The organism is Delftia sp. UME58, assembly GCF_014170385.1.
Classification (GTDB): Bacteria; Pseudomonadota; Gammaproteobacteria; order Burkholderiales; family Burkholderiaceae_C; genus Comamonas; species Comamonas acidovorans.
In genome coordinates this window covers 129,835-142,153 of the sequence record NZ_LZZV01000017.1, presented here as the reverse complement: position 1 = coordinate 142,153, position 12,319 = coordinate 129,835, and the positions used below count along the sequence as shown (strand labels likewise).

The window sequence follows — 12,319 nt, the reverse complement described above, 5'->3', positions numbered from 1 at the left end:
GCCAGTTGGAATCCCCGGCATGGCCCGGACTCCTACAATGCCGGCCATGGCGCAAACCTTTGATGTATGTATACGCGGGGCCGGCATTGCAGGCCGGACCCTGGCTCTCCTGCTGGCCCGGGAACGGCTGCGCGTGGCCCTGGTGGTGGCCGCGCCGACCGGCAACGCACCCGATGTGCGCGCCTACGCGCTCAATGCCAGCGCACGCGGCCTGCTGGACAGCCTGCGTTGCTGGCCCGATGACCAGCACGCAACGCCCGTGACGCAAATGGAGGTCTTTGGCGACCTGGACGGCCATGTGCTGTTCGACGCAGCCAGCCAGGATGTCGAGGCCCTGACCTGGATCGTCGATGTGCCCGCGCTGGAGCAGCGCCTGGCCGAGGCCGTGCGCTACCAGCCCATGGTCGAGGTGGTGGACCAGCCCGTGGCGGCGCCGCTGACGGCCATCTGCGAGGGCCGCGCCAGCCGCACGCGCAGCGAGTTCGGCGTGGACTTCGCCGTCACGCCCTATGCACAGCACGCCATCGCCACCCGGCTGCACTGCGAGCTGCCGCACGGACAGGTGGCGCGACAGTGGTTCACGCCCGAAGGCATCCTGGCCCTGCTGCCATTGGACGGCCCGCAAGGCCACAGCGTGGCCGTGGTCTGGTCCATCGCCCGCGAGCTGGCCGACGGCTGGCTGGCCGCCGACACACAGGATTTCACCGCGCGGCTGGAAGCCATCAGCCAGGGCGCGCTGGGGCGGCTGGAGCTGAGCGCACCGCGCATGGCCTGGCCGCTGCAGCAGGCCGTGGCCGACCACTGGTGCGGCTCCATGCCCGACGGCGATGCACGCTCGGCCCGCAGCTGGGTGCTGGTGGGCGATGCCGCCCACAACGTGCATCCGCTGGCAGGCCAGGGCCTGAACCTGGGCCTGGGCGATGTGCAGGCGCTGGCACGCGTGCTGCAGGAGCGCGGCTACTGGCGCAGCACCGGCGACCTGCGCCTGCTGCGCCGCTATGAACGCGAGCGCAAGGCCGCGCTGGCGCCCATGGGCCTGGCCATGGACGGGCTGCAGCAGCTGTTCAGCCGCTCCGAGGTGCCGGTGCAGATGCTGCGCAACTGGGGCATGAAGGGCTTCGAGCGCTTCGGCCCGCTCAAGGACTGGATGGCGCGCCAGGCCATGGGCCTGGACCCGCGCAGCGGCGCCTGAGCCTGGAGCCAAGCCGATCCCGTGCCGTTGAACCCTTTGCCGTTTTGCGACTCGTACCCCTGCTCCGTGGCGCCCCGCGCCGCGCAATCCCCCTCAACCACGGCGCGGCCGGCCTGAACGCGGCCCCGCCCACCCACCGCATTGCCATGAAACTCTTCGCCTGCCTGCTGACGGCCGCCAGCCTGACCTGGAGCCTCGGTGTCCACGCCCAGGACGCCAACCTGCGCAAGACGCTGACCGAGCGCATTCCCCAGCTGGAAAAAATCGACGAAATCCGCCCCACGCCCATGTCCGGCCTGTTCGAAGTGCGCATCGGCACGGACCTGTTCTATACGGACGCCAAGGGCAACTACCTGATCCAGGGCGAGCTGATCGACACCAAGGCACGCCGCAATCTCACCGAAGACCGCATGAACCAGCTGACGGCGGTGGACTTCAAGCAGCTGCCGCTCAAGGACGCCGTGACCATCGTCCACGGCAAGGGCGAGCGCAAGATGGCCGTGTTCGAAGACCCCAACTGCGGCTACTGCAAGCGCTTCGAGCGCGACCTGCAGACCGTGGACAACGTCACCATCTACCTGTTCCTGTACCCCATCCTGAGCCCCGACTCGGCCGAGAAGTCGCGCAACATCTGGTGCGCCAAGGACCAGGCCGGTGCATGGGCCGACCACATGCTGCGCGACAAGGTGCCGGCCGCCGCCCAGTGCGACACCTCGGCCGTGCAGCGCAACCTGGCCTTTGGCCGCAAGTACAAGATCACGGGCACGCCCACCGTCATCTTCACCAACAACACCCGCGTGCCTGGCGCCATCAGCGCCCAGGAAGTCGAGAAGAACCTGGCCGCAGCCGCAGCCGCGCGCTGACCGCCACCGGGCGGGCCCGGCGCCATGGACGCCGGGCCCGCCCAACTGATCCCCCTCGGCCGGAGCTTCCCGGCTCCAGCCCGCCGCAGCGGGCCCGGGCAGCCTCCAGGCCACACCTGCAGGAGCCCGAATGACCTCTCCCCTCGCCGCCACCGCCGATGCCACTGCCGCAGCGGACATCCACTACCGCGTGCAGGCGCTTGATGTAGACGCGCACCTGTTCAGCGTCCAACTGCACATCGCCCGCCCGGCCGCCGGCCAGACCCTGTCGCTGCCGGTCTGGATTCCCGGCAGCTATCTGGTGCGGGAGTTCTCCAAGAACCTCCAGGGCCTGTCTGCCGAGCAGGACGGCTGCCCCGTCGCGCTGACCCAGCAGGGAAAGAACCTCTGGCAGGCCGATTGCGCAGCCGGCGCTCCCCTGGTGCTCCACTACCAGTTCTGCGCCTATGACAGCTCGGTCCGCACGGCCTGGCTGGACCGCCGCCGCGGCTTTTTCAACGGCACCAGCCTGTGCCTGCGCGTGCACGGCCAGGAAGATACGCCGCACATGCTGCAGCTGCTCGCGTCGGATGCCACGGCATCGTGGCAGGTGGCGACCGGCCTGGACGCCGTGGACACCGATGCGCGCGGCTGGGGCCTGTACCGCGCCGCCCACTACGACGAACTGGTGGACTGCCCGGTGGAGATGGGCAACTTCTGGCGCGGCGACTTCGTGGCCGCGGGCGTGCCGCACAGCTTCGTCGTCGCGGGCGCCGCACCCAGCTTCGACGGCGCGCGCCTGATTGCCGATGCACGCAGGATCTGCGAGACCGTGCTGGCCTTCTGGCACGGCGAGGGAGAGCAGGCCACGCCCGCGCCCATGCAGCGCTATGTGTTCATGCTCAACGTCGTGGATGACGGCTATGGAGGCCTGGAGCACCGCAATTCCACGGCGCTGATCTGCGGCCGGCGCGACCTGCCGCGCGTGGGCGAGCGCAAGGCCGCCGAGGGCTATACCACCTTGCTCGGCCTGATCAGCCACGAGTACTTCCACACCTGGAACGTCAAGCGCCTGCGCCCGGCCGAATTCGCGCGCTACGACTACGGGCAGGAGAACTACACCGAGCTGCTGTGGTTCTTCGAAGGCTTCACCAGCTACTACGACGACCTGCTGCTGCGCCGCGCCGGCCTGATCGACAACGCCCAGTACCTCAAGCTCATCACGCGCACCATCAACCAGGTGCTGCAGACGCCGGGCCGGCGCCTGCAGTCCGTGGCCCAGGCCAGCTATGACGCCTGGGTCAAGTACTACCGCCAGGACGAGAACACGCCCAACCAGACCGTCAGCTACTACACCAAGGGCTGCCTGGTCGCACTGGCCCTGGACCTGCAGCTGCGCCGCGAAGGCCGCAGCACGCTGGACGACGTGATGCGCGCGCTGTGGCAGCGCTGCCAGGGCGGCCCCATGCGCGAGACCGACGTGCTGGCCGTGCTGCAGGACCTGGGCGGGCGCAGCTTCGCGCCCGAAATCACGCAATGGGTGCACAGCACCGACGACCTGCCGCTGGCCGAACTGCTGGCCACGCACGGCGTGCAGGCCAAGGCCGAACCGGCGCAGACTGCCCAGCGCCTGGGCCTGCGCGTGCTGGAAAGCCAGGGCATCACCATCAAGACCGTGCTGCGCGGCAGCCTGGCCGAGCGCGCAGGCTTCATGGCGGGCGACGAATGGCTGGCCATCGAGCTGCCCACCGGCGCCGAGGATTCACAGCCCGCGCGCTGGCGCATCACCCGGCTGGACGATGTGGCGCTGTACGCAGGCACGGCCCTGGACATCGTCGCCTGGGTGGCCCGCGACCGGCAGATCCTGGCCTTCACCCTGCCCTGGGGCTCGGGCCTGCTGTCCGAGGCCGCCGCCGTGGTGGAGAAAACGGACAACGGCGGTGCAAAAGCTGCCACATCCGGCACCCTGGCGGCGCCCGCCCCCAGCAATCTGGGACTGGAAATCACGGACGAGGAGACCGCTGGACGCTGGCTGGCCGGGCACACGGGCAGCGCGCAGACGCCTGCCACGCCCTGAACCGCGCATGCCGTCCCACGCCGCCAGCCGGTTATTCTTGAGGATCACGACGACAACCCCAGCAGGAGACTCCCTTGGCCTACGAAATGATTGAAGTTCGCGTCGAAGCCGACAAGGTCGGCATCATCACCCTCAACCGCCCCAAGCAGCTCAACGCGCTCAATGACCAGCTCATGAACGAACTGGGCCAGGCCCTGCAGGCCTTCGATGCGGACGAGTCCATCGGCTGCATGATCATCACCGGCAGCGAGAAAGCCTTCGCGGCTGGCGCCGACATCGGCGCCATGGCCAAGTACAGCTTTGCCGATGCCTACAAGGGCGACTACATCACGCGCAACTGGGAAGCCATCCGCTCCATCCGCAAGCCCGTGATCGCCGCCGTCAGCGGCTTTGCCCTGGGCGGCGGCTGCGAGCTGGCCATGATGTGCGACTTCATCATCGCCGCCGACAACGCGAAGTTCGGCCAGCCGGAAATCAAGCTGGGCGTTATCCCGGGTGCCGGCGGCACGCAGCGCCTGCCGCGCGCCGTGGGCAAGTCAAAGGCCATGGACATGGCCCTCACGGCCCGCATGATGGACGCCACCGAAGCCGAACGCGCCGGCCTGGTGAGCCGCGTCGTTCCCTTCGACAAGCTCATGGACGAGGCCCTGGGCGCCGCCATCATCATCAGCGGCTTCTCGCAGATCGCCGTCATGGCGGCCAAGGAATCGGTGAACCGCGCCTTCGAGGGCTCGCTGGCCGACGGCGTCATGTTCGAGCGCCGCCTGTTCCACGCGCTGTTCGCCACGCAGGACCAGAAGGAAGGCATGGACGCCTTCGTCAACAAGCGTCCCGCAAACTTCAAGCATCTCTGAACGGGCTGAAAGTCGCGCTACAATGCGCGTCTTCCGGCAAGGCGCAGCAAGCCTCTCGCAAAGAAATTTCGAGAAATTTGCACAACTTGCCGGATCGGCCAAAAATTCTGCATATAATTTAGGTCTTACGGCGCTTTAGCTCAGTCGGTTAGAGCGATGGAATCATAATCCACAGGTCCGCGGTTCGAATCCGTGAAGCGCCACCAAACAAAGCAAAGGGTCTACGTGCAAACGTAGACCCTTTTTGCGTTGGCGCTGCACTCCGCCAGAGCGCGCCGCTTGCGGCGCCGCCTCCGGCTGCTAGCTGCCGCGCTCCAACACAATCCAGTGATTGTCCAGCGCCATGCCGGGAACCGCCACCGTGCGCAGCACCTGGCCGCGCTGGCGCAATTGGGCCTGGCGTGCGCCGCCCATCCACAGCGCGGGCTCGGCAGGCAGGGGCCGGCCCTTGGCATCCAGCGAGACACTTGCGTTGGCCACGCAGTACACACCCGGCATGGCATCGCCGCGCAACCAGCGGCCGCTGGCCTGGTCGCTATCGGGCACCTGCCACCAGGTGACGGTGTTCACGCGCGGGCAGCTGACGGCGAAGAACTGGCCGTCGCAACCGATATCGCCGCCATAGCCGGCCAGGGGCTCGCGCCCTTCGGGCAGGGGCACGGCATGCAAGCGGTGGCCATCGAACAGGGCCAGCACGGGGGCGGCGGCGCGCGCTTCGGTGTCGCGGTGCTCGGCCTGCAGCGCAATGCCCAGCCATCGGCGCGCGGGCGCGTGGGCGACCTGCGGGCCCCAGGCCAGGTGGCGCAGGCTCAGGCGGCTGTCGTCCAGCTTCCACAGGCCGGCACGGGCGCCGCCTTCGGCCGGCAACAGCCGCGCGATGGACGAATCCATGTGGTCCAGCTGCAGCTTGCGCCGGCCGGTTTCGGACTGCGTCGGAATGCCGCCGTTGGCGACCATCAGCGTGCCGTCGGCGTCCAGCAGCAGCTGGTGCGGGTCCATGCCGCCCGTGCGCCATTCGGCGATCTTCTCCAGCGTGATGGCATCGCGCACGCCGATCAGGCCCTGGGCATCCTCCAGGTCGGTCTCGGTGGTGTAGAGATGGCGGCCATCGGCGCTTTCGATGACATGGCCGTTGAAGAAGCGGTCGGGCTCGATCCACTGCCACTGCGCATCCTCGGCGGCCTGGCCCGGCTTCAGGCGCACCAGCCAGTCACCGGGGCGGCGACTGGCGAAGACCACGGAGCCGTCGCGCAGCGCGGCCATGCCATGGGCGCGCGTGGGCACATCCAGGGCCTGCAGCACCTGCAGCGGCCTGTCCACCTGCGCACTGGCCTGCACGATGCCGACACGCATCTGATCACCCTGCATCCAGGCTGCAGCCAGCGACCGTGCCGGTCCGGACGGCCTGGCCGCATGGGAGGTTGCCAGCGGCATGGCAGCCAGCAGCCCCATGCCCTGCAGCCAGCGGCGGCGATTCAGCGCCTGCTCAATCCCCGTCGGCATCCGAGAACCCGATGTTGACTTCCAGCGCAGGCGCCACCTCGCCTTCCATGAGGCGCTTGAGGCGCGACAGCGACTTGGTGGCGGCATCGACGGCCTTGGCGCTCGGCCCGGTCAGGGCGCGCATGCCGGCATCGGCCTCGTTGACGGCCTTGAGCCAGCGGTCGGCCAGCCGGTTGAGGCCACGGCCGCGCAGGTAGGACTCGATGGGCACGATGTCCACGCCGGGCTGGGGCACCTTGCGGTCCACGCTCACGGCCAGCGTGCGCAGGCCCTGCCAGTGCGCACGCCAGATCTCCAGCGTGCTGCCGCTGGCGAGATGCTCCCAGGCGGGCGGTTTGCTGCCCGCGCTGCCCGCACTGCGCAAAGGCTTTTCCATGTCCGCCCAGCGCAGGCGCTCCAGGCCGCCCACCCACTGGTTGATGAACTCGGCCATGGCTTCGGTGGTGGCATCGCCATCCTCGGACCAATCCTGGGCCGCGAGCTTGGCGAAGCCGTTGCTGAGGATGCCCATCTCGGCGCCCATTTCCTCGGCCACCAGGGTGGCATAGGCGCAGGCCGGCGTCTGCGGCTCCACGGGCTGGGTCCACAGCAGGTTCTCGAGCGCGGGATAGCCTTTGGCGGGTGCGCCGATGCGCTCCATGGCGGCCAGATCGGCGGGGGCCGACTGTATGGCCTTCTTGAGCAGGGCCGGACGCATGGGGCGGAAGTCCACCAGGCGTGCCGAGCGGCGCTCCACCAGCGGCCCCAGGGCCACGGCCGAGAGGCTGCTCCACTGCCGCGACGATTGCACATAGGCCTGGCGCGCCGTCTGCAGCGTGGCGGCAGCCGATCCCGCAGGTGCCGCGCAGTGCGCGCGCAGCGCCTGGTTCAGCGCCTGGGCGGATGCCTGCGCGGCCTTGGCCTGGGGCGAGAACCATTGGCCGTACAGCCCCTGCACGGCGTGGGCCGTGTTGTAGAAGGGAATGGCCATGTTGGCATCCACTTCCTGGGCATGGAGCGGGGCGGCGGCCAGCAGCGCCAGCGCGGCGGCACAAAGGATTTGGCGAGGGGTCATGCGCATGTCTTGCATCAGAGGGACTCCACAAATTTGACCAGGGCTTCACGGTCTTCCGCGCTGAACTGGCGCACCTGTTCGCGCGCGGCTTCGGCCTCGCCGCCGTGCCAGAGGATGGCTTCCAGCACGCCGCGCGCACGGCCGTCGTGCAGCAGGCGCTGGTGGTTGTTGACATCGGGCAGCAGGCCTATGCCCCACAGCGGCGGCGTGCGCCATTGGCGGCCTGAGGCCTTGAAGTCGGGCCGGCCATCGGCCAGCGCATCGCCCATGTCGTGCAGCAGCAGGTCGGTATAGGGCGCAATGGTCTGGCCCGACAACCCCTTGCTGCTGAGTGCCGGCGACAGCGCGGGGAACAGCTCCCCGCCGGTCTTGTACGAGGGCCGGTGGCACTGCGCGCACTGGGCCTGGTGGAACAGTGCCTCGCCACGGCGCACGGCCGGGTCGCCGGCGTTGCGCCGTGCAGGCGGCGCCAGCGTGGCCTGGTAGAAGATCACGTCGTCCAGCACGCGGTCCTCGATCTCCACGCCCTCGGCGCCATTGCCGCTGGGCGCGGCCAGGCAATCCTTTTGTGCGGGCGTGCAGGTCTGGTGCGGGAAACGCTTCGATGTGATGCCGATATCGCCCAGGAAGGCCGAAGCCGTCTGGTGGGCAATGGAGGCCACGTTGGCCTTCCAGCCGAAGCGGCCCAGCATCATGCGTTCGCCGTAGGCATCCCAGACATAGTTGGGCTGGCCCTTGATGGGGCCGCCCAGGGCCGCCTGGGCGGCAACGTTGGCCAGGATCTCGGACTCCGGGATGTGCTCCAGCAGGCCCAGGCCGATGACCTGGGGCGCAATGCGCGGGCTGGTCATCAGGTTGGCAGCCAGGGGGCCGTAGTTGAGCGCGGCCAGCTCGTAGACGGGCTTTTCCAGCGTGTAGGCCGTGCCGTCGGCAAAGCGGCCATGCACCTGTTCATAGCGGATGCGCAACTGGCCCTCGCCCTTGACTCCCAGCACGCCTTCGGTGTTGAACTGGTCGCCATAGACCGGGTCCGGCACCGGGCTGCCATGCGGGCCTTCGCCCGGAATGGACAGCCGCATGAGCAGGCCCGCAAAGGGCTGGGGCTTGAGCGGGTTGTGGAAGTCGGGCGGCTGGGCTCGGCCGTCCTGCACATGGCAGCCGCCGCAGGAGCGCGCCAGGAAATGCGGGCCCAGGCCATCGCGCGCCGTGGTGGAGGCCGGGGCCTGCACCCAGTTGCGCTTGAAGAAGGAGTTGCCGATGACGAAGCGCGTGCGCTCTGCATCCTCCAGGTTGGCGGCGGGCAGCGAGAAGGCGTTGCGGCCCGTGGCGTGGACCGTGGTCTGGCCGCCGGGGGGCAGCGGCTCGCCAGGTGCAGCGAACAAAAGGGCTGGATCGGGAGCTGGATCGGGAGCAGGCTGCGGTGCTGGCGCGCGCGCTGGAGCGGCAGCCACCGTGTCCTGCTGTTGGGCCGAGCAGCCCATCAGGACCAGGGAGGCAGCGACCAGCAGCGAGGGGGAGAGATTCATGGATGGGGACGTCCCTGGAAAAGCCAGGGCCGCCGAACCCTTTCGGGGGCGGCGGCCTTGGCACATGGGCGCAGGAATGGATGGACGCTGGCGTGGATGTTCTTTTAGTTGGCCTTGGGGTCCACCAGGTTGAGCTGGGTGATGCCGACGGCGTTGGCCGCCTCCACCAGGTCCTTGCTCTGCTGGACCAGGCTGTCGATGGTGGCCTGAATCTTGGCGCGCGAGGCCGAGTCGCGCGCGCCCTGGATGGCCTGGTCGAACGGCGCGGGAATGGCCTGGGCCGCCTGCACCGACTGCATGATCTGGCGCGTGGTCCTGTCGGCCAGCGCGCTGTCCTTGGAGGCCACCCAGTCCTTGATGCCAGGGCCTTGCAGCTCGCTGCCATCCAGGCGCTTGTAGCTGCCCTGCCAGACGTTGAGGATGCCCTGGGCATTGGTCACCGCATCGCGGTGCGTGTTGTCCGAGAAGCAGGAGTGCTCGTCTTCCTGGTCGCGGCTGGCCAGGGCCACTTCCAGGCGCTCGCCGGCCAGCTCGCCGCGCGACAGCGAACCCAGGCCCACGAAGATGCGGCGCAGCGCGTCGTCGGGCTTTTTCTCGAACTGGGCGCGGAAGTTCTTGGGCGAGCCGGGCTTCCACTGGTCGGCCACGGATTGCAGGTCCTCGATCAGCAGCGCGGTCACCACCTTCAGGTACTCGCGGCGGCGGTCGGCATTGGACTTCTTGCCATCGACAAAGTCGGTGTACGGACGCGCGCCCGGCCCCTTGTCGTCCAGGTCCTGGCCCCAGAGCATGAACTCGATGGCGTGCCAGCCGGTGGAAACGTTCTCCTCGCCGTCATGCTCGTTGAGCTCGGCCAGGCGCTTCTTGGTGATGGCTTCCTTGCGGTTGTTGATGATGCCGGCGTCGGGATTGCCTTCCACATAGTCCACATAGGACTCGTCCATGGGCCAGGCGTTGATCTGGCCTTCGGGGCCTTCATCGTTGTCGATGGGGCCGGCGTAGAAGCGGAAGGCCTCGGTCTGGCCGTAGTACTCCCGTGCATCCAGCCAGGCCTTGCGTGCCTGGTTCAGGCCCTGCTCGCTGGGCGCCGCCAGAAAGGCCGCAATGGCTTTCTGCATGGTCTTGGCGGAGCTGATGGAGTCCGAGTAGTTGGCGTGCACCAGGGTGCCGTAGTGCTTGACCACCTCCGCAACGGAGAGGCTCTTCTTCACGGGCTGTTGAACGGTGCCGGCGGCTGCGGCCTGGCTCATCGGGGCGGCCGCGCCCAGGGCCAGGGCGGCTGCAATCAGGATGGGATGCATGGCAGAAAGAATCGGAGGTTGAAGACTCGGAATGCCAAAATGTAATGAGAATTGTTTTTATTGGCAAAACCTACGAGATATCGCCGCACTGCGCAGCAAGGTCATAGACGGACCCGGGCAGAAACGGGGCGCGCCGGCGGCGCAATGGCCGCAGCGGGCGCCAGCCTAGCACGGGGCACCCTTGTCGCCCCGGCCAAAGACCCGGCTCCCTGGCATAAGCCCCGCAGCTTGCCTTGGCTGGCGACTTGCCTTACCATTGCGCCCGCTCGCATGGGCCGCCCTCTCCTCGCAGGGCCTGCCCACGGCCTCCAAGCCCTGATCGCCCAGCCGACTTCAGGGCTTTCGCTTTTTGCAGAAGCGGTCTTTTTGGCGCTGCGCCTTGCGCTCAGCCTTTCGCGCAGCCCCTGCCATGCTCCGGCATGCCGGCCGCCCAGCTTGTTTTCCCACCAGGATTCCCGTGCCCATCGCCACTCCAGGATGCCGCACACGCGCAGCGTGCCCGCACGCCGGCCCAGCCGGCAGCGCAGGCGCTTTGCGTTGTGCCGCACCCCAGCGAGAGCGCGCGCCGTCCTGGCTTTCAAGGATTTTCACGTGACCACCACTTCCTCCGGGGCGCTCGCAGCCAATGCTGCCGGTGCCAGCACAGACACGCATGCCGGCACCCACGCCAGCCAGGTCAACGGCTACAGCTGGAAGGCCCTGGCCGGCTCGGCCGTCGGCTATGCCATGGACGGCTTCGACCTGCTGATCCTGGGCTTCATGCTGTCGGCCATCTCGGCCGACCTGCACCTCACGCCGGGCCAGGCCGGCTCGCTGGTGACCTGGACGCTGATCGGTGCCGTGTTCGGCGGCATCTTCTTCGGCCTGCTCAGCGACCGCTACGGGCGCATCCGCGTGCTGACCTGGACCATCATGCTGTTCGCGGTCTTCACGGGCCTGTGCGCCTTCGCACAGGGCTACTGGGACCTGCTGGCCTACCGCACGATTGCGGGCATCGGCCTGGGCGGCGAGTTCGGCATCGGCATGGCGCTGGCCGCCGAGGCCTGGCCTGCACGCCACCGCGCCCGCGTCTCGTCCTACGTGGCCCTGGGCTGGCAAATGGGCGTGCTGGGTGCGGCGCTGCTGACGCCGCTGCTGCTGCCCCTCATCGGCTGGCGCGGCATGTTCCTGGTGGGCGTGATACCGGCCGTGGTGGCCTGGGTGATCCGCAACAAGCTGCACGAGCCCGAAGTCTTCGTGAAGCGCCAGCAGTCCGCCACGCCCTCGGCCCGCGTGCCGGTGCTGCAAAGCCTGAAGCTGCTGGTGAAGGACCGCGCCACGGCCAAGGTCAGCCTGGGCGTGATCGTGCTGACCTCGGTCCAGAACTTCGGCTACTACGGCATCATGATCTGGATGCCCAGCTTCCTGTCCAAGCAACTGGGCTTCAGCCTGACCAAGTCCTCGATATGGACTGCCGTGACCGTGGTGGGCATGATGGTCGGCATCTGGGTCTTCGGCCAGCTGGCCGACCGCATCGGCCGCAAGCCCAGCTTCCTGATCTTCCAGCTGGGCTCGGTCATCATGGTCGTGCTCTATTCGCAGCTGTCCGATCCCACGGCCATGCTCTGGGCAGGCGCCCTCATGGGCCTGTTCGTCAACGGCATGATGGGCGGCTACGGCGCCGTGATGAGCGAGGCCTACCCCACCGAGGCGCGCGCCACCGCGCAGAACGTGCTGTTCAACATCGGCCGCGCCGTGGGCGGACTGGGCCCGGTGGTGATCGGTGCGCTGGCCATGAGCTATTCGTTCCAGGTGGCCATCGCCCTGCTGGCGGCCATCTATGTGCTGGACATGCTGGCCACGGCCTTCCTGATCCCCGAACTCAAGGGGCGCGAGCTGTCCTGAGCGGCTCAGATCCTCCGGCTCAGAACGATGTCCCACAATGCAAAGAGCTGCCGATGGCAGCTCTTTTTCTGTCCGGCAACCGGCGT

At 68.3% G+C, this 12,319-nt stretch carries 9 protein-coding genes and 1 tRNA gene; 6 read left to right on the top strand and 4 right to left on the bottom strand.

Annotated elements, in window-relative coordinates; translation table 11 throughout:
• The first annotated feature begins 46 nt into the window (after positions 1 to 46).
• From A9976_RS07115 to A9976_RS07095, 5 genes are all read left to right on the top strand, one after another.
• A complete protein-coding gene (locus tag A9976_RS07115) occupies positions 47 to 1,192 on the top strand; it encodes an FAD-dependent monooxygenase (RefSeq protein ID WP_172642969.1) in 1,146 nt (381 codons plus the stop codon).
• 146 nt (positions 1,193 to 1,338) lie between these two features.
• Positions 1,339 to 2,055 (top strand): DsbC family protein, encoded by a 717-nt coding sequence (locus A9976_RS07110; protein ID WP_034390564.1) that lies wholly within the window; start codon positions 1,339 to 1,341, stop codon positions 2,053 to 2,055.
• Between the two features lie 130 nt (positions 2,056 to 2,185).
• Positions 2,186 to 4,111 carry a M61 family metallopeptidase gene (locus A9976_RS07105; RefSeq protein WP_183018419.1) on the top strand — a complete coding sequence of 642 codons (1,926 nt, stop codon included), beginning with the start codon at positions 2,186 to 2,188 and terminating at the stop codon, positions 4,109 to 4,111.
• A gap of 74 nt (positions 4,112 to 4,185) precedes the next feature.
• Positions 4,186 to 4,965 (top strand): enoyl-CoA hydratase, encoded by a 780-nt coding sequence (locus A9976_RS07100; RefSeq protein WP_183018418.1) that lies wholly within the window; start codon positions 4,186 to 4,188, stop codon positions 4,963 to 4,965.
• Positions 4,966 to 5,094: 129 nt separating this feature from the next.
• Positions 5,095 to 5,171 (top strand) — tRNA-Met (locus A9976_RS07095).
• Positions 5,172 to 5,265: 94 nt separating this feature from the next.
• On the opposite strand, the gene A9976_RS07090 is transcribed toward A9976_RS07095, so the two are convergent.
• The 4 genes from A9976_RS07090 to A9976_RS07075 all read right to left on the bottom strand — a co-directional run bounded on the left by A9976_RS07090 (position 5,266) and on the right by A9976_RS07075 (position 10,349).
• Positions 5,266 to 6,468 (bottom strand): DUF1513 domain-containing protein, encoded by a 1,203-nt coding sequence (locus A9976_RS07090; RefSeq protein WP_183018417.1) that lies wholly within the window; start codon positions 6,466 to 6,468, stop codon positions 5,266 to 5,268.
• Entirely contained in the window at positions 6,452 to 7,537 is a 1,086-nt protein-coding gene (locus tag A9976_RS07085; protein ID WP_183018416.1) for an imelysin family protein, read from the bottom strand. Before A9976_RS07085 ends, A9976_RS07090 begins: the two co-directional genes overlap by 17 nt.
• Complete coding sequence (locus A9976_RS07080; RefSeq protein WP_183018415.1) at positions 7,537 to 9,048, bottom strand: di-heme oxidoredictase family protein; 1,512 nt, start codon at positions 9,046 to 9,048, stop codon at positions 7,537 to 7,539. The genes A9976_RS07085 and A9976_RS07080 overlap by 1 nt, the downstream gene beginning before the upstream one ends.
• A 104-nt stretch (positions 9,049 to 9,152) precedes the next feature.
• Positions 9,153 to 10,349: an imelysin family protein gene (locus A9976_RS07075; RefSeq protein WP_183018414.1), complete on the bottom strand. Its 1,197-nt coding sequence runs from the start codon at positions 10,347 to 10,349 to the stop codon at positions 9,153 to 9,155.
• A 726-nt stretch (positions 10,350 to 11,075) separates the two neighbouring features.
• On the opposite strand from A9976_RS07075, the gene A9976_RS07070 reads away from it, so the two are divergent.
• Positions 11,076 to 12,233 (top strand): MFS transporter, encoded by a 1,158-nt coding sequence (locus A9976_RS07070; protein WP_259649132.1) that lies wholly within the window; start codon positions 11,076 to 11,078, stop codon positions 12,231 to 12,233.
• Positions 12,234 to 12,319 lie beyond the last annotated feature (86 nt).

What these genes read in the sequence shown, in the direction of transcription:
- A9976_RS07115 (WP_172642969.1), top strand. Translation starts at nt 47, where the DNA reads ATGGCGCAAACCTTTGATGTATGTATACGCGGGGCCGGCATTGCAGGC.
- A9976_RS07110 (WP_034390564.1), top strand. Translation starts at nt 1,339, where the DNA reads ATGAAACTCTTCGCCTGCCTGCTGACGGCCGCCAGCCTGACCTGGAGC.
- A9976_RS07105 (WP_183018419.1), top strand. Translation starts at nt 2,186, where the DNA reads ATGACCTCTCCCCTCGCCGCCACCGCCGATGCCACTGCCGCAGCGGAC.
- A9976_RS07090 (WP_183018417.1), bottom strand. Translation starts at nt 6,468, where the DNA reads ATGCCGACGGGGATTGAGCAGGCGCTGAATCGCCGCCGCTGGCTGCAG.
- A9976_RS07085 (WP_183018416.1), bottom strand. Translation starts at nt 7,537, where the DNA reads ATGCAAGACATGCGCATGACCCCTCGCCAAATCCTTTGTGCCGCCGCG.
- A9976_RS07080 (WP_183018415.1), bottom strand. Translation starts at nt 9,048, where the DNA reads ATGAATCTCTCCCCCTCGCTGCTGGTCGCTGCCTCCCTGGTCCTGATG.
- A9976_RS07075 (WP_183018414.1), bottom strand. Translation starts at nt 10,349, where the DNA reads ATGCATCCCATCCTGATTGCAGCCGCCCTGGCCCTGGGCGCGGCCGCC.
- A9976_RS07070 (WP_259649132.1), top strand. Translation starts at nt 11,076, where the DNA reads ATGGACGGCTTCGACCTGCTGATCCTGGGCTTCATGCTGTCGGCCATC.